Here is a 19,867-nt window from a genome sequence, read left to right on the forward strand (position 1 = left end):
CCGGATTTGGGGGTGGCTCAGTAGGTTGCCCGGCCACCAGACAGATCAAACACCGCCGCCGTGGTGAAACTGTTTTCCGCTGACACGAGCCAGGCCACCATATTGGCGGCTTCCTCGACCTCGAGGAACCGGCCGCGCGGAATGCGGCTAAGCATGTAATCGATGAACTCGGGCTTGAGTTCATCGAGGATGCGGGTTTTGGCCGTCGCCGGGGTGATCGCATTAACGGCGATGTTGTATTTGGCCACTTCCTTGCCCACGGCCTTGGTCATGCCGATGACACCAGCCTTGGCGGCGGCATAGGCGGCCGCATTGGGGTTGCCTTCCTTGCCGGCGATGGAGGCGATGTTGACAATGCGCCCATAATTGCGCGCCTTCATGCCCGGCAGCACCGCGCGATTGACGTGAAAGGCGCCGTTAAGATCGATGTCGATCACGCGGCGCCATTCATCGAGCTCATATTCGTCGAGCGGAGCGTTCTTGCCGGCGATCCCAGCCGAATGCACGACGATATCAAGGCTGCCGGCTTCCCCCTCAACCTGGGCGACGGCTGCGGCGACGGCATCGTAATCGGTGATGTTGAGGGTGATGGTCGAGGTAGCGCCGCCAAGGGCGGTGCGCGCCGCTTCCAGCAGCTCGCCGTTGATGTCCCACAACCACACGCGGGCGCCCGAGGCGACCAGCCGCTGGGCAATGGCAAAGCCCAACCCCTGCGCGCCACCCGTCACTACGGCTACGCGTTCGCGCAAATCGATCTGGTTCATGCCTTGCTCCTCCGGCTTGTTTGACCCTCCCAATTCCCCCTTTGCGGCACGGGCTGTCAACACCCGGCACGGGCCGCCCACTGTCTGCTGGCGTACCCGACGGGACAGGGGCGACGGATGGGGTAGAGGGGATAACCGTTCGTCTGTCGGGTGGCGTGAATGGAATGGTTGAGAGACGTCGTTTGCTCTTCCCCTAGGATAAGAGATAAGGCGTCAGGCGGGCAGCAGCCAGCGCAACGATTGCTGCAATTGCTGCTTGCCGTTCTGCTCGAACCAGCGGCCATGGGCAAAGATCACCCGTTCCGGATCCAGCGCGACCAGCCGCGCCGCGGCCGCCGATGCCGCCGCACCACCGGCCTTGAAGGCGGCACGGGCATAAACCGGCGCTTTGCCGTCGGGCGCGGCCGACCCCACCAGCTTGGCGCCGATCTTCATCAACGGGGGCAGCTTTTCGGGCTCCACATTGACCACCAGATCGGTGAGCACCAGGCTGTGCGAGGGGCGGTGGAACAGGGCGGCTTCTGCAATGGCGCCGCCGCGCACCACCACCACTTCGACCTCACCATTCCATTCGCCAGGCGCCCCGTCTTCCAGCACCCGATCGAGCTTTAGATCGGCCTTTTGCACCGCCGGCCGCTCCTTGAGCGTCGGGGCACCCCACGAAACGACGCCGGGATAATGCTCCTGCCATTCCTTCATGAATGACCAGTGCACGGTGTTTGGTGCCACCAGATGCCCGATGCGGCCGATCGTCTCCAGCCGCGCGCGCAGCTCGAAGCTGAACTGAGTGGGTGAATGGAGCACCAGTTCGCCATTGCCAAGCCGGATCACCGTCATGCGCAGGGGAATGGGCATGCCGGCCAGATGCATGGGGCCACTATCGACGATCCAGAGATCTGGGGCGACGGGCTTGGGCTCGTTGATGGGCAGATAAGCAACGCTCGTCATGCGGACCTCCGGAGTGGGGAGGTTGGATAACGCCCCCGCGCCGCAAAGGTCGCGCCGCTTTACCTGAAGCACCTCAGCGCGGGGCGGGCGAGGTGTAAAGATCAACCAGCGCCTTGGCACGCTCGACCACGAGGTCGAGCCCTTCTTCATAGGAAGCGGAAACCTTGGTGGGCAGCAAGGCGCGGGTGGCCTGTTCGGTCACTTCTGCTGTGAGGATCTTGTCTGCCAGAACCACGATGACGTGCCTTTTGTAGTAAACCAGCAAGAATCCGACCCTTGAACATTGCGCCCGACAACGCAGAGGGTGGCTGGTGGTTTCGGCCGGTTTCTTGGGAAATCGAGAAAGTTTGCCGGGTGAGAGTGTTGACAACCCGGGAACCGCCGCCCAGCCTCGTTTTTTCTATGCCATTGGAAAATCACAACATTGGGTGGCGATGAGGTGACCAGCGCGGCCGCTAGCCAGGACGTGACGGGTGGTGGCCACGCGTGCAGGGGTGTAGTAGCCATTCCCATCGCGCTCCTTTTTTGAGCCAGGTTTCTCCCGCAAACGAGTATCGCCCTCGATGAATCCCGTTCTTTCCACCCGTATGGCCAGGCTGCGCGAGCGGATGGCTGCCACTTCCACCGACCTTGTGGTGATCGGCCCGTCCAGCCACATGCTCTATCTGGCCGATCTGTCGCCCCATGGCGACGAACGCCCGGTGCTGCTGATGGTCAGCCAGAGCTTTGCGGGTTTCCTGATGCCGGCGCTCAATGTCGACAGCGCCCGCCAGCACACCGATCTGCCGTTCTTTCCCTGGGCCGATGCCGAAGGCCCCGATGCGGCGCTCGAACAGTTGCTAGAGGCCACGGGCGTGCCGCGCAGCGGCGCTTCGGTCGTGCTCGATGAAACCATGCGCGCCGATTTCGCCCTGCTGGTGCTCGATGCGCTGCCGGGCGCCCAGCGCCGCTTCACCGGCGATACGGTGAGCTATCTGCGTTCGCGCAAGGACGAGGCGGAATATGCCGCGCTCAAAGCCAGTGCCGTGCTCAATGACGCCGCCATGCTCGCGGGCTTTGCCGCGCTGCGGCCGGGGATCACCGAGCGCGAAGTGGCCGATGTGATCGGGCAGTTCTACAAGGATCATGGCGCGGCGCGCGAATTCACCAGCATCTGCTTTGGCCCCAATGGCGCCTTTCCCCATCACCACACCGGCGACACCCAGCTCAAGGCGGGCGATGCGGTGCTGATCGATACCGGCGCGCGCATCGGCGGCTATCCCTCCGACATGACGCGGGTGGGCTATCTCGGCACGGCGCCGGAAGGGTTTGACGAGATCCATGGCGTGCTCGACCGGGCCGTGGAGGCGGCGATTGCCGCGGCCAAGCCGGGCGTCCTGGCGCGGGAGGTCGACAAGGCGGCCCGCGATGTGATCACCGCGGCTGGCTACGGCCCCAATTTCCTGCACCGCACCGGGCATGGGCTGGGGATCGACATCCACGAAACGCCCTACATCACCGCAACCTCCGACACGGTGCTGGAAGAGGGCATGGTGTTTTCGATCGAGCCGGGGATTTACCTGCAGGGCCGGTTCGGCCTGCGGCTCGAAGAGATCGTCATCATCCGCAATGGCGTGGCGGAGATCTTGTCGGATCTGCTGCGCACGGCGATTGCCGGCGGCGCCTGAGCGAAGGGGCAAAGAAAAGGGGAGGGCGCCGGGCGCTCTCCCCATTTGGTCGGCACTGGCGGCGCGCCTAGAAGGACCAGCGCACGCCTAAGGTATTGGCATTGGCGCCTTCGCCCATATGCCCAAGCGTATTCCAGCCGCCCGAGCGGTGCTGCAGGCGCCAGAAAAATTCCATATCCGGATTGTCGTGGGTGGAGATGCTGAGCTCCGGGGCCATGTAGAACAGGAACGTGCTGTCGCCATCGCGCTTTAGCTCGCGCACCACTTCGACATCGAGCGGATTGGTGATCAGGGACAGCCCGCCGGTGATGCTGGCCGAGATCTTGATCTTGTCGGTGTTGATGAACCCGTCCGAGCGCGCCACGACGCCTGCCCACACTTCGCCGGCAAAATCGGGGCCCTTGCGCACGGCCGCGCCGCCCTCGAGCCCGAGCCGGAAACCGTTCTCATGGCCGAGGAAGAAGTGCTGATAGCCCGCGCCCAGCATATACGCGTCCTGGTAGTCGGTGGCGATGAAGTTGAAAGTTTCGCCGACCGATTCGCTGGAATAAACGCCACCGAACAGGAACACATTGCCGTTCTTGTCGAGAGCGGGAACCTCCACTTCCTGGGCAAGAGCCGGCATCGCCAAAGCCCCCACAAGCAAGCTGCAAACCGCAAAGCTGATCACGCGTCCCAAACGAAAACTCCTTACTGCAAGCCTGGCTCACCCAGCATCTCAGATGGTTCGGTCAAAACCAAGGCCGAATTGGCAATTGTGCCCGTCGCGGAGCCGCTTGTGTCGGGAGCGCAACAAGAGAAAGCGGCACCCTTAAACGGAGGGCGCCTTGAGCGGCAAGGCTTCGGTGTTGCCGCCAATGGTGGACCGGCGCACGATGAGTTCGCCGCTCAGCGGATTGTGGGAGGGCGCCAGCTCGGGATTGGCGAGCTGGCCCAGGATCAGCTCCACGGCCTTGTCGACCATGGCATCCACTGGCTGGCTGAAAGTCGTAAGCGAATAGTGGGGCCAGCGCGTGAGTTCGACATCGTCGAACCCGGCAACGGCGATGTCCTCGGGCACGCGCAGGCCGGCCGCTTCCGTCAGCGCATCCATGCCGCCTGCAGCGAGGATGTCATTGGCGAAAAACACCGCATCGGTGGCTTCGCCGCGCGCGATCTCGAGAGCCGAGCGATAGCCGGCCTCATAGCTATATTCGCCGCCGGCAATGCAGTGGCTTAGGCGCATGCCGAGTTCCGCCACCCGGGTGACAAAGGCATTCTGGCGCTCAAGATTGGTCGAGGTATGGGGCAGGCCGGCCACATAGGCGACGCGCTGCCGGCCGATGGCATAGAAGTGGTCGGCAATAGCGCGGGCCCCCTCGATGTTGTTGCAGCTGACGGAAGTCAGGCTGAGATCGGGAATGGTGCGGTTGACCAGCACCGCTGCCCGTCCTTCGGTGGCCCAGCGCAGGGAAGCGCCGGACAGCACGGTGGCCGAAATAATCACCACCGCATCAACATTGTATTTCCGCAGGGCGAGCAGTTGCTCTTCGATATTGGAGCCACGGGTGATGTTGAACATGAGGCTCTGCAAACCCACCCGCTGCAAGCCGCGCGAGAGCTTTTCGATCAGGCTGGGATAAAACGGGTTCTGCATCTCCGACACGACAATGCCCGCAATATTGCTGCGTCGGGTGGAGAGCATGGAGGCGATGGCATTGGGCTGGTAGTCGAGCTCTTCGGCCGCCCGCAGGATGCGCTGCCGTAATTCCGGTGAGATCGAACTGCCCGGCGTGAAGGCGCGCGACACGGCTGACTGGCTGACACCCATCAGGCGCGCCAGTTCACGCGCCGTACGGGGCTTATGGCGCAGTTGCAGTGCCTCGGGGTCGGTCTTGGTCATCAAGCGTCTCGATTGTCTGGGCAGCATAGCGCATCGCTCCAGCTTAGGACATATCTTTGCATACGGATGCAAACAAGCGGTTGCATCCGTATGCAAGCATGTTATCGTTCGCGTGTGGCAGGCAAAGGACTTCGCAGAAAAGTCCGGCCAACGCCGATCCGTCCGCGCCATTGGTGCGGCAGGGAGGTGAGTGCGCTGCAATCCTGTTTGCTTGACTTGTCATTGGGAGGGGCCATGACGGGCGCCTTGGACCACCTGCGCGTGGTCGATTATTCAGATACTCTGGCCGGGCAATACTGCGCCCGCCTGCTGGCCGATTACGGCGCTTCCGTTATTCTTGTGGAAGGACCGGACGGCTCGCCCGTCCGCCGCATGGCCCCGTTTTCGCGCCACGGCGATTCCCTGCAGTTCTTCCATCTCAATTCGGGCAAAAGCTCACTGGTGCTCGATCCCGATGCACCCGATGCCGCCGAGCGGCTGGCCATGCTGCTGGTCGGCGCCGACATAGCCGTGCTGCCCCCCGGTGCCGATGCGCAACGGATCAGCCGGCAGAACCCCGCCTGCATCGTGGTGCAGCCCTCGAGCTTTGGGGCTGATGGTCCCCGCGCCCAGTGGCAAGGCCCGGAAATCGTGTTGCAGGCCCTGTCAGGCATGATGCACAATAATGGTGCGGCCGGACGCGAGCCGCTGTTTGGCACCGGCAATCGCGCCGCCATGGCCAGCGGCATCGGCGCCTTTATTGGTACGCTTGCCGCGGTTTATGCTCGCGGCGAAACCGGTCCCGGCCAGATCGTGCAGATCGATGCCGCCGAAACCGCCGCCGCCATGTGTTTCCCCTATGTGATGCAGCATATCTATAATGGCTCCGTGCGGCAGCGCACGGAACAGGCCGTGCAGGCGGGGCAGGTGCTTTGCCGCGACGGCTGGGTGTGCATCTGGATCTATAACTTCCGCTGGCATGCACTGCTGGGGGCGCTCGAGCTCCCCGAGCTCGAGCATGATCCGCGCTTTGCCGATCCCGCCGACCGGCGTGCCAATTGGGATACGCTGTTTGCCATCTTCCAGGCTAAGGTCGCCGATCTCGAGGCCGAGGCGCTGGTGGAACGGCTGCAACAAGCGCAGGTGATTGCCGCCAAGGCTTATCGCCCATCCGAATTGATCAACAGCCGCCATCTGCGCGAGCGCAATTATTGGCAGACCCTGGACGGCCGGACCGTTCTGGGGGCGCCCTTCCGCTTGTCAGCGACGCCACGCCAACTGCGCTCGCTGGCACCGGCACTGGGTGCGGGCCCGACCGAAAACCTCCCATCGGCGCGGCCCGCGCCCAGCGCGCCGCCTCGCCACGATAAGCCCCTGCAAGATATCCGCGTGATCGAGTTGACGACCGCGTGGGCTGGGCCGATGGCCGGCCGGGTGCTGGCCTATTTCGGCGCTGAATCCATCCATGTCGAAGCGCCCAACCGAGTCAATTCCTGGCGGCTCAACAAGGACAAACCCAATCCGGTCAACTTTCCCGATCGGGAGCCGGGCGCCCGCTGGTATGACCGCTCGTTCCTGTTCAATTCCCAGAACGTCAACAAGCTCAGCTGCATCCTCAACCTCAAGACCGAGGAGGGCAGGGCGACCCTGCGGCGCCTGGTTGAGGTCGCCGATGTGCTGATCTGCAATTTCCGGCCCAATACGCTGAAAAAGCTTGGGCTCGACTACCAAAGCCTCGCCGCCATCAAGCCCGATATCATCGTGGCCGAACTGCCCGCCTTTGGCGTGACCGGACCCATGTCCAACCATGCCGCGCTCGGGCCCACCATGGAAATGGCGGCCGGTATGTCGGCGATGATCGGCTATCCCGGCGGGCAGCCCGAAGTCACCGGCCCTTCTTATCTGGACCCCATCGGGGGCTTCAATTCGGCCGCTGCGATCCTCACGGCCCTGGTGCATCGCCAGCGCACGGGGGAGGGGCAATATGTGGAGATCCCGCAGGTGGAAGCGGCCATGCACCTGATCGGTGCGGAAATCCTCAAGGCCGCTGAGACCGGCGATGACCCGCCGCTCAACGGCAACCGCGTGCCCTACGCGGCCCCGCATGATGCCTTCCCCACGCTCGGCGATGATCAATGGATCGCCATTGCGGCCATGGACGAAGGGCAGTGGCAGCGGCTGTGCATGGAGATGGGCAGTCCCGAGCTGGCCACTGATCCGCGCTTCGCCAACCTCGATCGGCGGCGAGACAATGACGAAGCGCTGCGAGCAATCATCAGTGGCTGGACCACCGACAAGGACAAGCATGCCCTTGCCCAGCAGTTGCAAGCCGCCGGGATTGCCGCAGCGCCGGTGCAGAACCCCAAGGATCTGGCCGAGGATCCCTATCTCGGTTATCGCGGCTTTTTCACCGAGCTCGAGCATCCCGATGCCGGCCGGCACCCGCATCCGAGCCTGCCCATTCACCTCAGCGCCACGCCCGGCGCCCAGATCCGGTCCGCCCCCACGTTCGGCGGGCACAACCGGCATGTGCTGCAATCCATTCTGCGCCTGCCCCCCGAGGAAATCGCGCGCATCGAAGCGAGCGACGCCATGGGCACCGAACCTTTGGCGGGGGCTTGAGCCATGCTCGACAAAGCCGAATTTCCCCGCGAGCTAAGCGTGCATGTGCTGCTCGACGATGCCCCGCATTACAAGGGCTCGATCCATGATGATGCGGTGGCGCGGGCGCGCGGCTACAAGGCCGCGCTGATCCCCGGCGCCTTTGTCTATGGCCATATCAGCCGGCTCGCGATCGAGGCCTGGGGCATGGCCTGGGCGGAGCGCGGCGCCATGTCGGCGCGCTTCCGCAAGCCGGTCTACAACCACGACGATCTGATCGTTAAGGGCGAGGCGCTGGAGGATGATGGCGAGTTCCTGCGCAGCGCGGTGACCGTGCTGAATGGGGAGGGCGAAACCGTCGCCACCGGCTCCATTGCCCTCGCGCATGTGCCGCAACAGCCGACCCCCGGCCGAGAGTTGAGCTTGCTCCTGCCGCCCCAGGTTGCGCCGGCGGTCAATCCCGGTGAATTGCCGGTGGGCGCGCCGCTGCATAGTCGAAATCGCGTGCTGACTCCCGAAGACGTTGCCATCTCCAAAAGCGCCTTTGCCGAAAACCATCCGCTCTATGCACAAAGCGGCATCGTGCATTCGGGCATGCTGATGCGGCTGGCAATGGGCGACACCAATAGCGGTTGGAAGTTTCCGGCAGCCGTGGTGCTGGTGGAAACCGAAACCCAGCATTTCCGCCCGGTTTACCCCGTCCAGGCCATCCGCACCGCTGGCTGGATCGCCCAGACCTATGAACGCAAGGGCAAGCACTACTTCGTGGCCGAGGAATATTTCCTGGCTGACGGGGAGATCGCGGCGCGCTTCCGGAGAACGCAGATCTATGGCTGAGAACTGGATCGAAACGGTTGAGGGATTGTCGGTCAGCTACACCGCTTCCCCCAGCGCCGAGGATGTGGCGCGCTTTGTCGAGCTGAGCGGGGACGACTATGAGGCCCATACCGATGAGGCCTTCATGGCCGGCTCGCAGTTCGGGCGGCGCATCGCCCATGGCGCATTGCTGGTGGGCTATATGTCGGCCGCCGGCACCAAGGCGATCCGCGCGTCGCAAGGGCGGGGCAACACTACCGTGCCGGTGTCGCTCGGCTATGACCGGATGCGCTTTGTAGGGCCAGTGTTCTTTGGCGATACCATCACCGTGACCTACACGGTAACCGGTGTTGACGCGGAGCGCCGCCGCTCGGTGGCAACGCTCGAAGCGAGCAATCAGGACGGGCAAACCGTGGCTGTGGCCGAGCACATCATGAAGTGGCTGCATCCGGATGCAAACTAGCTGTTCGGGCCGCTTGCATACGGATGCATATAATGTAAGGTGAATGCAACGCATGGATAAGAACGGCACGCCAAGCCGTCGCCATGCCGCAAAGGGAGAAGCCCCATGACTAGAGCGGAGCTGGCCATGCCTGCTCGCGCGCGCGGCTGAGCGATGGAGCGTCAGCCACCCGCCCGCCGCGCCGACTACCGCTGGTTCTGTGTTGTTTCGCTGCGCTGGAACGACATCGACATCTTCGGTCACGTCAACAATGCGCGCTATTACGAGTTCTTCGACACGGCCGTGTTGCAGTTCCTGCACCAGCAAGATTTCGGCATCGGCACGGGCGGAGCGAGCCTGGTCGTGGCTGAAAATGGCTGCCGCTTCGTGCGCGAAATTGTCTTCACCGATCGGCTCGAGATGGGCCTGCGGGTGGAGCATGTCGGCTCCTCCTCCGTGCGCTACGGGCTTGCCGCCTTCACCAACGAGAACGAGACGGCCGTGGCCCAGGGCCACTTCGTCCATGTGTTCGTGGACACCCAAACCAAGCGCCCGGCGCCTTTGCCCGAACCGCTGCGCCAGCATCTGCAATCCATCCACCATCCCGCCTGAAAGATCCGACCGTGGCTACAGCTTCAACCATCAGATCCGTCGATGCCTTCCAGGTTGCCTGGAACCCCGGTGATCCGCCGGGCCGCCGCACCGCCTTTGTGCGCGTCACCACCACCGAGGGGCTGGTGGGCTATGGCGAGGCCTCGCCGATGTATGGCGGCGAGCACTCGCTCTGGGTGTTGCGCGATGCCGCGGACTCGCTGGTGGGGGCCGACGTGCTTGATCATGGCGTGATCTATGACCGCCTGCTGCACCGCTATATCAAGCTGGGGCCCGAAGGGGCGGTCACCGGCGCCTTGGCGGCGCTCGACATTGCGCTTTGGGACCTCAAGGGCAAGCTGTTCAACCAGCCCATCTACAAGCTGCTGGGCGGCGCCTGGCGCACCGAAGTGCCGTTCTATGCCTCGATCGGCGGCAATGCCAATCGTACCGTTGATGAGACGGTGCGGGTGGTCGAACAGCGCTGGCTGGCCGAAAAGCCGGCGGCGATCAAGATCCGCTGGGATGGCGACCGTACCCGGCAGGACTATGACATTCCCGGCGACATCGCCAAGGCCAGGGCCGTGCGTGAACTCGTGGGACCAGACTTCCCGCTCGCCTTTGATGCCAACAACCAATATTCGGTCGGCGGCGCCATCCGGGTCGGTCGCGCCCTCGAAGAGCTGGGCTATGTCTGGTTCGAGGAGCCGGTGCAGCACTACGATGTGCGCGCCATGGGCGAAGTGGCCCAGCGCCTCGACATCACCGTTTCGGCGGCCGAGCAGACCTATACGACCCAGGCCCTTGTCGACATGATCAATGCCGGCGTGCGCATGGTGCAGCCCGATATCGTCAAGATGGGCGGCATCACCGGGCTCATGCAATGCGCCGCCATTGCTTACGCCCATGGCGTGGAACTGGTGCCGCACCAGACTCAGCCTACGATCGGCCACATGGCCAATCTGCATGTGCTCGCGACCATCATGCACCTGACCAAGCCGGCCGAATTCGCCGATCCCGACACCCGCATGTATCCCGGCTTCCGCAATCCGCCCAAGCCGGTGGATGGCAAGTTCCAGATCCCCTCGGCTCCCGGCCTCGGGCTCGAACTGATCGATGCCGAACTCGAACAACGGCGCGTCCGCTAGAGCCGCGCGACCACAAGAACAAGAGGAGACCCCAATGACACTGAACCGCCGCAACTTCCTGGAACTGGCCGCAGCCGGCACCGCGCTTTCCGCGCTGAGCATTTCGGCCGCCCATGCCCAGGGCGACGATACCATCCGCATCGGCATTGCCGCCAACAATCCGCGTCACTCGGACCCCAACCAGACCACGCAAGGGCCGGACAACTGGGCCGTGGAGCAGATGTACGAGCAGCTGGTGCGTCCCGAAGATGGCAAGTTCGCGCTGACGCCGGAGGACTACCAGCCGGTGCTGGCCACCGAATGGACCATGTCCGAGGATGCCAAGACCTGGACCTTCAAGCTGCGCGAGGGCGTGCAGTTCCACCGCGGTTATGGCGAGATGACCGCCGACGACGTGGCGTTCACCTTCCTCAAGGCCAAGGATTTCGGCACTGGCCGGGTGATCTTCGCCAACATCGCCGATGCCGTGGCCAATGGCCCCTATGAAGTGGTGATCAGCCTGCACCAGCCCGATGTCAACTTCCTGGGCACGACGGTCTTCTCGCTCAACGCCAATATCGTGTCCAAGAGGGCTTATGAGGAAATCGGGGTGGAGAAGTTCACCACCGACGCCGTGGGCACCGGACCCTATGAATTGGCCAAGTACGATTCCGAAAGCGGCACCTATCTCAAGCGTTTCGAGGACTATTGGGGCGAGCCGGCCAAGGTCAGCAATATCGAGTGCCTGTATATTGCCGATACCACGGCGCGCACGCTGGCCCTGGTGTCAGGGCAGGTGGACATGATCGAGGCGGTGCGCGCACCAGGCTGGATTGACTCGATCCTGCAGCGCGACCCCAACATGAAGATCGACATGACGGTGCCGGGTTCGTTCAACACCCTTCATGTCAATCTCACCCGCGCGCCCTTTGACAATCTCCTGGTGCGCCAGGCGCTGATGCATGCAATCGATCGCAAGACCGTGGCCGATGCGCTGGCACCTATGGGTGGCGTACTGGTCGGCTTGCAGCCCGACTTCTTCCCGCCCGGGCTCAAGACCGAGGATCTGCCGCCCGAACTGCGCTACGAATATGATCCGGAAAAATCCAAGGCCCTCCTGGCTGAAGCGGGCTTCCCCAACGGGGTGAGCTTTGATGCCCTGTGTAGCCAGCGCGAGGATTATTCCTCGACCATGCTGATCGTGCAGGAGCTGATCCGACCGGCCGGGTTCAACATGAACCTCATTATCGGCGATCACACCGCCTACCACGCCGACAACCGCTCGGACAAAAACACCCTGGCGATGCATGCTTCGAGCTATCCGCCGATTCCGACCCAGATCTACATCCAGCAGCTCTATTCCAAGGCTGAGGTGAAGGCCGATGGCTCGGGCGGCGGCAATTACAGCCATTATGGCGTGGCCATCCCGGGTGTTGATGCACTGCTCGAGCAGGCGCTCAGCGCCACCGACTACGACACCTATCTGCAATTGTGCCGCGAGATCGAGCTGCAGGTGCTGCGCGACCTGCCCCTGATCGGTCTGTCGACATTGTCCTACACCATGGTGCGCAATCCGCGCCTCGACCTCGGCTACGAGGTGGAGAGCGGCTACGCACGGTGGCGACTACATCGCGCCACCAAGGCGTGATCCATGCCGGCGCCGGACCCATCCGGCGCCGTTCAACCAGGGAGGAGGAACCCATGGCTTTGAACAGACGGAGTTTTCTGGAATTAGCGGCAGCCACCACGGCTTTGACAGCCATTGGTGTGCAGGCCAGCCACGCGCAGGACGCCGATACCCTGCGGATCGGCATTGCCGCCAATGGCCCCCGCCACTCGGACCCGAACCTGACCACGCAAGGTTCAGACAACTGGGCCACCGAGCAGATGTATGAGCAACTCGTGCGCCCAGACGATGGGCGGTTTGCGCTGAAACCAGAGGAATACCTGCCTACGCTTGCAACGGAATGGACGCAATCAGAGGATGCCAAATCCTGGACGTTCAAGCTGCGCGAAGGGGTGCAGTTCCACCGCAACTACGGTGAGATGACTTCGGAGGACGTCGTCTTTTCGTTCGAGCGGGCTATCAAGGAAGGCACCAACCGCACCATCCTCTCCAATATCGAGAGCGTTGTCGCGACCGGGCCCTATGAGATCGCCATTACCCTCAAGCAGCCCGATGTGAACCTGCTGGGCACTTCGATCTTCAACAACAACACCTCCATCGTCTCCAAAAAGGCCTATGAGGAAATTGGGGGCGAGGCTTTTGCCACCGATGCGGTGGGCACCGGGCCATACGAGTTGGTGCAGTTCGACCCTGAATTCGGCACCCGCCTCAAGCGCCATGAAGGCTATTGGGGCGACAAGGCCAAAATTGCCAATGTGGAATGCGTTTATATCGCCGACACCACCGCCCGCACCCTGGCGCTGTTGGCTGGCGACGTGGACATTATCGAAGCGGTCCGAGCGCCTGGCTGGATCGACTCCATCCTGCAGCGTGACCCCACGCTCAAGATCGATATGACGACCCCGGGCTCGTTCAACACGCTCCACATCAACCTGACGCGCAAGCCCTTCGACAATCTGCTGGTCCGCCAAGCGTTGATGCATGCGATCGACCGCCCGGCGGTTGCCGCGGCACTGGCGCCGATGGGTGGGGTCATGGCGGGCCTGCAGCCCGATTTCTTCCCCGCCGGCTTCAAGACCGAGGATTTGCCGGCAGAGCTGCAATATCCCTACGACCCCGAAAAATCCAAGGCATTGCTGGCCGAGGCCGGTTTCCCCAATGGCATCAGCTTTGACTCGCTGTGCTCGCAGCGGGAGGATTATTCCTCGACCATGCTGATCGTGCAGGAGCTGATCCGCCCGGCCGGGTTCAACATGAACCTCATCATCGGCGATCACACCGCTTATCACGCCGATAATCGCTCGGACAAAAACACCCTGGCGATGCACTCCTCCAGCTATCCGCCGATCCCGACCCAGATCTATTTCCAGCAGCTGGCCTCGGCTTCGGAAGTGAAGTCGGACGGCTCAGGCGGGGGCAATTACAGCCATTATGGCGTGGCCATGCCCGGCATCGACGACCTCCTGAACCAGGCGCTGACCGCTTCGGATTACGAGACCTATCTAGACCTGTGCAAGCAGATCGAGCTGCAGGTACTGCGTGACCTGCCCCTGATCGGGCTCTCGACGCTGGGCTTTACGGCGGTGCGCTCGGCCAAGGTCGACCTCGGCTATGAGGTCGAGAGCGGCTATGCGCGCTGGCGCTTCCACCGCGCGACCAAGACGGTCTAACCCAATCCCCTATCCGGGCTCCCGACGGGAGCCCGGCCACTCCAAGGCGGTGCACTCATGGCCAGATATCTGCTTCTTCGATTGGGCGATGCCATCCCAACCCTGTTCCTGGTGTTGACCCTGGTCTTTATCGCCATGCGCATCCTGCCGGGTGATCCCGCGCTCGCCGCGTTGGGTGACGCGGCCTTGCCCGAACAACTGGCTGAGTTCCGGGAGCGCATGGGCCTCAATGTCCCGCTCTGGCAGCAATATTTCAATTTCCTCGGCGGCGTGCTGACGCTCGATTTCGGCCGCTCGCTCCTGTCCAACACGCCCGTGCTGACGCTGATTGCGCAGAACCTGCCCTATACGATCGAGCTGACCCTTGCCGCGATGGCCATGGGCATCGTCGCCGGCATTCCTATGGGCGTTTTGGCCGCCACCAATCGCAACAAGCTCCCCGACACTGGCGTGCGCCTGTTTTCACTGATCGGCTACGCCATTCCGGACTTTTTCCTCGGGGCGCTGTTGCTGATCACCTTTGCGCTCAATCTGGGCTGGTTCCCGATCAATGGCGCAGGCACTGATTTTGCCAGCCGCATGCACCATATCTTCCTGCCGGCGCTGACCCTCGCCTTCGTCAAGGCCGCGTTTCTCGGCCGGCTGACGCGAACGAGCCTGCTCGAAGTGCTGGGCAAGGACTATGTGCGCACCGCCCGCGCCAAGGGCGCCCGCGAAAAGCGGGTGATCTATAATCACGGGCTGCGCAACGCCATGCTGCCTATCACCACCGGGCTGGGCCTCAGCCTGCTCTCGACGCTCTCGGGCTCGGTCGCGGTGGAGCTGGTGTTCAACCGCCCGGGTATCGGGCGCCTCTTGATCGATGCCATCGCGCAGCGCGATTACGCGGTGATCCAGGGCGGCGTGCTGGTCTTTGCGGTTTTCGTGGTCCTCATCAACCTCCTGATGGACCTTGTTTATGTCGTCGTCGATCCTCGTGTGCGGGTGAGCTGATATGACTGTCGTAACCAACGATCCCGTTCGCCTCGCTCCCGCGCAGCCCAATGCCTTCCAGAAAGTGGGCAAGCTGCTGTTCGGGCGCATCGAAACGACGCTCGCCACCATCATGATCGGCATTTTCATCCTGGTGGCGCTGCTCGCGCCGTGGCTCGCGCCCTATGATCCGCTGGCGCAGTCGATCCTCAAAATCAACCGGCTGCCCAGCGCCGAGAATTGGCTCGGCACCGACCAGTTCGGCCGCGATGTGCTCAGCCGCCTCATCTATGGTTCGCGCAATTCGCTGCTGTTCGGCTTCATCTCGCCGGTGCTGGCTGCCTTGTTCGGCACCCTGCTGGGCGTGACGGCCGGCTATTTCGGGGGCATCACCGACCGGCTGATTTCGCGTGTGATCGATCTCTTGCTGGCCTTCCCCGAATTGCTGCTGGCGATCCTGATCGCAGCCGTGCTCGGGGGCGGGTTCTGGAACATCATCGCGGTGATCACCGTGGCCTTCATTCCCGGCTTTGCCCGTGTCGCGCGCGCCCAGACGCTCTCGATCAAGCAGGAGCCCTTTGTGGAATCGGCCATCGCTGTTGGCGTGCGCACCCCGGTGATCATCATCCGCCACATCATCCCCAATATCATGGCTCCGATCGTGGCGCTGATGACGCTGTGGGTAGCCTCGGCCATCCGCATCGAGGCCTCGCTGAGCTTTCTGGGCATCGGCACGCGCGCGCCCAATCCGAGCTGGGGCAACATCATCCGCGATGGCCTCAATAGCCTCTTTGGTTCGCCGTGGCCGATCATCGGCGCCGGCGTCGCCATTACGCTCGTGGTTCTGTCCTTCAACCTGGTCGGCGACGCGATCCGCGATGCGCTCGACCCCTCGACCGCCCGATAGGAGAAATCATGGCCAATACGGGTGCTCTTGCTGTTGAACGCGTCGTGCCCGATCCCGCGGCCGAGTCGGTGCTGTCCGTGCGGGATCTGCGCACATCCTTTCTGACCTCCAACGGGTGGGTGGAGATTGTTAAAGGCCTCTCCTTTGACATCGGGGCCGAGGAAACGGTCGCCGTGGTCGGGGAATCCGGTTCGGGCAAGTCGGTGACGGCGCTTACGATCATGCGCCTGCTTGATCCGGCCGCGAGCCGCGTCGAAGGCTCGGTGCAGTTGGAGGGTCGTGAACTCCTGACACTGCCGCCAGCGGAGATCCGCACTGTGCGCGGACGGCAGATGGGCATGATCTTCCAGGAGGCCATGACCAGCCTCAATCCGCTCCAGACCGTGGGCAACCAGATCGCCGAAGTGCTGACCATCCATGGTCAGTATTCGGGACAGGCGGCGATGCAGGAAGCGTTGCGGCTGCTCGAGCGGGTGCGCATCCCGGGGGCCGCGTCTCGCCTCAAGGATTATCCCCATTCGCTTTCGGGCGGCATGCGTCAGCGCGTGATGATCGCCATGGCGCTGGCCTGCAAGCCCAAGCTGCTGATCGCCGACGAGCCCACGACCGCGCTCGACGTCACCATCCAGGCTCAGATCCTGCAGCTGATCAAGCAGCTGCAAAAGGAAGAAGGCATGGGCGTGCTGTTCATCACCCATGACATGGGCGTGGTGGCCGAAGTGGCCGACCGCACCGTGGTGATGCTGGAAGGGCGCGCGGTGGAGTCGGACACCACCGAAGCCATCTTTGCCCGCGCGCAAAACCCCTACACCCGCGCCCTGATCGCCGCGGTGCCCAAGCTGGGCGAGGGCAGTGAACACGGGCCGCAGCATTTTCCCATTCTCGATCGCGCCACCGGTGTGATCGTGCCGGGTCGGCAGCGTCCCGATACGGTGCGCCGTGACGCCGAGCCGGTGTTGCGGGTGCGCGAACTGGTCAAGCGCTTCGATATCCCGGGGGGCCTATTTGGTGGGCCAACGGGCCGCGTTCATGCCGTCGAAAAGGTGAGCTTTGATCTGCGCGGCGGGGAAACGCTCTCGCTGGTAGGGGAATCGGGTTGCGGCAAGTCCACCACCGGCCGGGCAATCATGCGCCTCATCGAGCCGCAAAGTGGGGAGATCAGCATCGGCGGCACCGATATCCGCGCGCTCGACAAGGAGCGGATGCGCGGCATGCGCCGGCATATCCAGATGATCTTCCAGGATCCCTATGCCAGCCTTAATCCGCGCATCACCGTGGGCGATGCCATTGCCGAGCCCTTCCTGACCCACAAGCTGGGCACCAAGGCCCAGGCGCGCGACAAAACCATGGACCTGCTCAAGCGGGTCGGGCTCACCCCGGAAATGGCCAACCGCTATCCCGCGCAGTTTTCGGGGGGGCAGCGCCAGCGCATCTGCATCGCCCGGGCGCTGTCGCTCGAGCCCAAGGTGATCGTGGCCGATGAAAGCGTTTCGGCGCTGGACGTCTCGATCAAGGCGCAGGTGGTCAATCTGATGATGGACCTGCAGGAGCAGTTCGGGCTGTCCTACCTCTTCATCTCCCACGACATGGCCGTAGTGGAGCGCATCAGCCACCAGGTGGCAGTGATGTATCTCGGCGAGATCGTCGAGAAGGGTCCGGTCGCGGCCGTGTTCGGCAATCCGCAGCACCCCTATACCAAGCGCCTGATGGCGGCCGTGCCCGTCCCCGATCCTGCCCGCCGCTTGCAGGTGCGCCCCGTCAACAATGACGAGATCAAAAGCCCGCTGCGTCCGGTGGATTTCGAGCCACCCAAGCGGGAATACCGGGAAATCTCACCCGGCCATATCGTGCAGATCTGGGGCGATGACTGGAAGGTCTAGCGCCTTCTTCGTCCCCCGGCACCGAACAACAAGGATGTTTTCATGAGTTTTCAGGCCCTCGTCACTGACCGCAGCGCTGATGGGAAGGTTTCCTCGGCGCTCCAGACGCTCACCGACAATCGCTTGCCCCAAGGCAATGTCACTGTGGATGTCGATTGGGCCGGGCTCAACTACAAGGACGGGCTGTGCCTGACCGGGGCAGGGGGGCTGGTGCGCAACTATCCCCATGTGGCGGGTATCGATTTTGCCGGTACCGTGCGTGACAGCGAAGACAGCCGCTACAAGGCGGGCGACCCCGTGGTGCTGACCGGCTGGCGCGTGGGCGAAGCCCATTGGGGCGGCTATGCCCAGCGCGCCCGCGTCAATGCCGATTGGCTGGTGCCGCTACCCAAAGGACTGACGACGCGCGACGCCATGATCGTGGGCACGGCCGGGCTCACCGCCATGCTCGCCATCAACCGGCTGGAAGCGGCGGGGCTAAAGCCGGACGCCGGCGAAGTTCTGGTCACCGGCGCGGCCGGCGGCGTGGGGACCGTGGCGCTGTCGCTGCTGGGTAAGTTGGGCTACACGGCCGTGGCGCTGTCGGGCCGGCCCGAGCATGGCGACAGCCTCAAGGCGCTGGGCGCCGCCAGCATCCTGGCGCGCGACGAATTCCTCGCCCAGCCCGACAAACCGCTGGAATCGGCGCGTTGGGCAGCGGCCATCGACAATGTCGGCGGCCCCATTCTCGGCAAGCTGCTCAAGCAGGTCAAATATGGTGGCGCGGTTGCCGCGATCGGCAATGCGGCCGGCATCGAGCTCAACACCAATGTGCTGCCCTTCATCCTGCGTGCCGTGTCGCTGCTGGGCATCGACAGCGTCATGCAGCCCTATGAGGCGCGCATCGCGGCCTGGTCCCGCATCGCCGAGACCCTTGATCTGACCGCCTATGGCGCCATGGTCGAGGAGATCGGGCTCGACGGGCTGCCCGACGCGGCCGGGCGGATCCTTGCCGGCCAGGTCAAGGGCCGCGTTCTGGTGCGGACCCGCTGATCGATGACCCTGGTTATCGCCCACCAATACGGCGAGCGGCTGGCCGCTTCGGTGGCCGCCGAACTGCCCCAAGGCGTGCGCTTTGACGCCCTAGAGCCGACGCCGCACACCGCTTGGCAGGTGCCGCCTGAGGCTGACGTGCTGCTAGTCAGCCAGGACAGCGCCGCCGTAGGCCTCCATCCCGGCATGCCTGAGCCCGCCGGCTGGCCGTTCAATTTGCGCTGGGTGCATCTGCGCTCCACCGGCATCGACAAATACCCGGCCTGGGTGTTTGCCGTGCCAAAGGTGACGGTGAGCCGGGGCACTTCGGCTGTGCCGATCTCGGAATATGTGCTGGCTGCCATGCTGAGCGTCGCCAAGCGCATTCCCGAGATCTGGACCGATGCGCGCAGTGTCTGGCGGCACCACAAGCTCGGCGAGTTGCATGGCAGCACGCTGGGGATCATCGGCTTTGGCGAGATCGGCCGGGCGGTCGCCGAGCGGGCGCTGCCTTTTGGCATGACGGTGCTCGCGACCCGCCGCTCGCCTGGGCCCAGCGGCATGGATGGCGTCGAGATTGTTTCGCTTCCAGATCTCCTTGGCCGCGCTGACCATATTGCCCTTTGCGCGCCGCTGACGCCGCAAACCCGCGGCATGCTCGATGCAGACGCCTTTGCCGCGCTCAAGCCCGGCGCCCATCTCATCAACATCGGCCGGGGCGCGGTGATCGACACCGACGCACTGCGCGCCGCACTGGATGGCCCGCTGGCCTGCGCCACGCTCGATGTCACCGATCCCGAGCCGCCGCCCGAGGGCCACTGGCTCTACACCCATCCCCGGGTGCGGCTGTCTCCGCATATTTCGGGCAGTTCGCCCGAGAGTAATCGCCGCACCACGGCGTTCTTCATCGCCAATCTGGAGCGGTTCATGCGCGGGCAGGACCTCGAAGGTGTGGTCGACCCGTCCGAGCGCTACTGAGCGCC

The 19,867-nt window shown here is 63.7% G+C and carries 18 protein-coding genes; 13 read left to right on the forward strand and 5 right to left on the reverse strand.

What is annotated here, in order from left to right; genetic code table 11:
* Positions 1-17: 17 nt before the first annotated feature.
* The 3 genes from HRQ64_RS07565 to HRQ64_RS07575 form a co-directional block, all read right to left on the reverse strand.
* Positions 18-764 carry an SDR family NAD(P)-dependent oxidoreductase gene (locus tag HRQ64_RS07565; protein ID WP_172122836.1) on the reverse strand — a complete coding sequence of 249 codons (747 nt, stop codon included), beginning with the start codon at positions 762-764 and terminating at the stop codon, positions 18-20.
* Positions 765-977: 213 nt separating this feature from the next.
* Complete coding sequence (locus tag HRQ64_RS07570) at positions 978-1,712, reverse strand: DUF4336 domain-containing protein (protein WP_172122837.1); 735 nt, start codon at positions 1,710-1,712, stop codon at positions 978-980.
* A gap of 73 nt (positions 1,713-1,785) precedes the next feature.
* On the reverse strand, positions 1,786-1,977 hold the full coding sequence (locus HRQ64_RS07575; RefSeq protein WP_127752452.1) for a hypothetical protein: 192 nt from the start codon (positions 1,975-1,977) through the stop codon (positions 1,786-1,788).
* 298 nt (positions 1,978-2,275) lie between these two features.
* Between HRQ64_RS07575 and HRQ64_RS07580 the strand changes: the two genes are divergently transcribed.
* Positions 2,276-3,379 (forward strand): M24 family metallopeptidase, encoded by a 1,104-nt coding sequence (locus HRQ64_RS07580; protein WP_172122838.1) that lies wholly within the window; start codon positions 2,276-2,278, stop codon positions 3,377-3,379.
* 67 nt (positions 3,380-3,446) lie between these two features.
* On the opposite strand, the gene HRQ64_RS07585 is transcribed toward HRQ64_RS07580, so the two are convergent.
* Positions 3,447-4,004 (reverse strand): hypothetical protein, encoded by a 558-nt coding sequence (locus HRQ64_RS07585; protein WP_172122839.1) that lies wholly within the window; start codon positions 4,002-4,004, stop codon positions 3,447-3,449.
* Between the two features lie 186 nt (positions 4,005-4,190).
* A complete protein-coding gene (locus tag HRQ64_RS07590) occupies positions 4,191-5,261 on the reverse strand; it encodes a LacI family DNA-binding transcriptional regulator (protein ID WP_172122840.1) in 1,071 nt (356 codons plus the stop codon).
* A 234-nt stretch (positions 5,262-5,495) separates the two neighbouring features.
* Here HRQ64_RS07590 and HRQ64_RS07595 point away from each other — a divergent pair, with 234 nt between their 5' ends.
* The 12 genes from HRQ64_RS07595 (at position 5,496) to HRQ64_RS07650 (ending at position 19,862) form a co-directional block, all read left to right on the forward strand.
* Positions 5,496-7,862, forward strand: coding sequence for a CoA transferase (locus HRQ64_RS07595; protein ID WP_172122841.1), 2,367 nt, complete (start codon positions 5,496-5,498; stop codon positions 7,860-7,862).
* A gap of 3 nt (positions 7,863-7,865) precedes the next feature.
* Positions 7,866-8,678, forward strand: coding sequence for a MaoC family dehydratase (locus tag HRQ64_RS07600; protein ID WP_172122842.1), 813 nt, complete (start codon positions 7,866-7,868; stop codon positions 8,676-8,678).
* On the forward strand, positions 8,671-9,120 hold the full coding sequence (locus HRQ64_RS07605; RefSeq protein WP_172122843.1) for a MaoC/PaaZ C-terminal domain-containing protein: 450 nt from the start codon (positions 8,671-8,673) through the stop codon (positions 9,118-9,120). The genes HRQ64_RS07600 and HRQ64_RS07605 overlap by 8 nt, the downstream gene beginning before the upstream one ends.
* Before the next feature lie 153 nt (positions 9,121-9,273).
* Positions 9,274-9,711, forward strand: a complete 438-nt coding sequence (locus HRQ64_RS07610) for a thioesterase family protein (protein WP_127752459.1) — start codon at positions 9,274-9,276, stop codon at positions 9,709-9,711.
* Positions 9,712-9,722: 11 nt separating this feature from the next.
* Positions 9,723-10,838, forward strand: a complete 1,116-nt coding sequence (locus HRQ64_RS07615; protein WP_172122844.1) for a mandelate racemase/muconate lactonizing enzyme family protein — start codon at positions 9,723-9,725, stop codon at positions 10,836-10,838.
* Between the two features lie 34 nt (positions 10,839-10,872).
* Entirely contained in the window at positions 10,873-12,465 is a 1,593-nt protein-coding gene (locus tag HRQ64_RS07620; protein ID WP_172122845.1) for an ABC transporter substrate-binding protein, read from the forward strand.
* A 53-nt stretch (positions 12,466-12,518) separates the two neighbouring features.
* Positions 12,519-14,114: an ABC transporter substrate-binding protein gene (locus HRQ64_RS07625; protein WP_172122846.1), complete on the forward strand. Its 1,596-nt coding sequence runs from the start codon at positions 12,519-12,521 to the stop codon at positions 14,112-14,114.
* Between the two features lie 57 nt (positions 14,115-14,171).
* Positions 14,172-15,107 (forward strand): ABC transporter permease, encoded by a 936-nt coding sequence (locus tag HRQ64_RS07630; RefSeq protein WP_172122847.1) that lies wholly within the window; start codon positions 14,172-14,174, stop codon positions 15,105-15,107.
* Position 15,108: 1 nt separating this feature from the next.
* Positions 15,109-15,993, forward strand: a complete 885-nt coding sequence (locus HRQ64_RS07635) for an ABC transporter permease (RefSeq protein WP_172122848.1) — start codon at positions 15,109-15,111, stop codon at positions 15,991-15,993.
* A gap of 8 nt (positions 15,994-16,001) precedes the next feature.
* Positions 16,002-17,873, forward strand: a complete 1,872-nt coding sequence (locus HRQ64_RS07640; protein ID WP_172122849.1) for an ABC transporter ATP-binding protein — start codon at positions 16,002-16,004, stop codon at positions 17,871-17,873.
* A 42-nt stretch (positions 17,874-17,915) separates the two neighbouring features.
* The gene (locus HRQ64_RS07645) at positions 17,916-18,905 is read left to right on the forward strand and encodes an oxidoreductase (RefSeq protein ID WP_172122850.1); all 990 of its coding nucleotides are present in this window, start codon (positions 17,916-17,918) and stop codon (positions 18,903-18,905) included.
* A gap of 3 nt (positions 18,906-18,908) precedes the next feature.
* A complete protein-coding gene (locus HRQ64_RS07650) occupies positions 18,909-19,862 on the forward strand; it encodes an NAD(P)-dependent oxidoreductase (protein WP_172122851.1) in 954 nt (317 codons plus the stop codon).
* The last annotated feature ends 5 nt before the right edge of the window (positions 19,863-19,867 follow it).

The sequence above is a fragment of the Devosia sp. 919 genome (assembly GCF_013185965.1).
GTDB lineage: Bacteria > Pseudomonadota > Alphaproteobacteria > Rhizobiales > Devosiaceae > Devosia.

Bases quoted from the DNA above. Each gene is read 5' to 3' on its own strand.
- HRQ64_RS07565 (WP_172122836.1), bottom strand. From the start codon at position 764: ATGAACCAGATCGATTTGCGCGAACGCGTAGCCGTAGTGACGGGTGGC.
- HRQ64_RS07570 (WP_172122837.1), bottom strand. From the start codon at position 1,712: ATGACGAGCGTTGCTTATCTGCCCATCAACGAGCCCAAGCCCGTCGCC.
- HRQ64_RS07580 (WP_172122838.1), top strand. From the start codon at position 2,276: ATGAATCCCGTTCTTTCCACCCGTATGGCCAGGCTGCGCGAGCGGATG.
- HRQ64_RS07585 (WP_172122839.1), bottom strand. From the start codon at position 4,004: ATGCCGGCTCTTGCCCAGGAAGTGGAGGTTCCCGCTCTCGACAAGAAC.
- HRQ64_RS07590 (WP_172122840.1), bottom strand. From the start codon at position 5,261: ATGACCAAGACCGACCCCGAGGCACTGCAACTGCGCCATAAGCCCCGT.
- HRQ64_RS07595 (WP_172122841.1), top strand. From the start codon at position 5,496: ATGACGGGCGCCTTGGACCACCTGCGCGTGGTCGATTATTCAGATACT.
- HRQ64_RS07600 (WP_172122842.1), top strand. From the start codon at position 7,866: ATGCTCGACAAAGCCGAATTTCCCCGCGAGCTAAGCGTGCATGTGCTG.
- HRQ64_RS07605 (WP_172122843.1), top strand. From the start codon at position 8,671: ATGGCTGAGAACTGGATCGAAACGGTTGAGGGATTGTCGGTCAGCTAC.
- HRQ64_RS07610 (WP_127752459.1), top strand. From the start codon at position 9,274: ATGGAGCGTCAGCCACCCGCCCGCCGCGCCGACTACCGCTGGTTCTGT.
- HRQ64_RS07620 (WP_172122845.1), top strand. From the start codon at position 10,873: ATGACACTGAACCGCCGCAACTTCCTGGAACTGGCCGCAGCCGGCACC.
- HRQ64_RS07625 (WP_172122846.1), top strand. From the start codon at position 12,519: ATGGCTTTGAACAGACGGAGTTTTCTGGAATTAGCGGCAGCCACCACG.
- HRQ64_RS07630 (WP_172122847.1), top strand. From the start codon at position 14,172: ATGGCCAGATATCTGCTTCTTCGATTGGGCGATGCCATCCCAACCCTG.
- HRQ64_RS07635 (WP_172122848.1), top strand. From the start codon at position 15,109: ATGACTGTCGTAACCAACGATCCCGTTCGCCTCGCTCCCGCGCAGCCC.
- HRQ64_RS07640 (WP_172122849.1), top strand. From the start codon at position 16,002: ATGGCCAATACGGGTGCTCTTGCTGTTGAACGCGTCGTGCCCGATCCC.
- HRQ64_RS07645 (WP_172122850.1), top strand. From the start codon at position 17,916: ATGAGTTTTCAGGCCCTCGTCACTGACCGCAGCGCTGATGGGAAGGTT.
- HRQ64_RS07650 (WP_172122851.1), top strand. From the start codon at position 18,909: ATGACCCTGGTTATCGCCCACCAATACGGCGAGCGGCTGGCCGCTTCG.